The sequence below is a fragment of the Streptococcus cristatus genome (assembly GCF_001578775.1).
GTDB classification, from domain to species: domain Bacteria; phylum Bacillota; class Bacilli; order Lactobacillales; family Streptococcaceae; genus Streptococcus; species Streptococcus cristatus_A.
Map to the genome: position 1 here is coordinate 1 of NZ_KQ969101.1, position 255 is coordinate 255.

Consider the following 255-nt stretch of genomic DNA (forward strand, 5'->3'; position numbering starts at 1 on the left):
TATGGCGCGAGACGGAATCGAACCGCCGACACATGGAGCTTCAATCCATTGCTCTACCAACTGAGCTACCGAGCCAAATTGCGGGAGCAGGATTTGAACCTACGACCTTCGGGTTATGAGCCCGACGAGCTACCTAGCTGCTCCATCCCGCGATATTCTAATCTAAGGAGGATGTGGGATTCGAACCCACGCACGCTTTTACACGCCTGACGGTTTTCAAGACCGTTCCCTTCAGCCGGACTTGGGTAATCCTCC

At 54.1% G+C, this 255-nt stretch carries 3 tRNA genes; all 3 read right to left on the reverse strand.

Going from position 1 to position 255, the window contains the following annotated elements:
* Positions 1 to 2 precede the first annotated feature (2 nt).
* Positions 3 to 75, reverse strand: a tRNA-Phe gene (locus SCRDD08_RS10810).
* Between the two features lie 3 nt (positions 76 to 78).
* Positions 79 to 152, reverse strand: a tRNA-Met gene (locus SCRDD08_RS10815).
* 13 nt (positions 153 to 165) lie between these two features.
* Positions 166 to 255: transfer RNA gene (locus tag SCRDD08_RS10820), tRNA-Ser, on the reverse strand.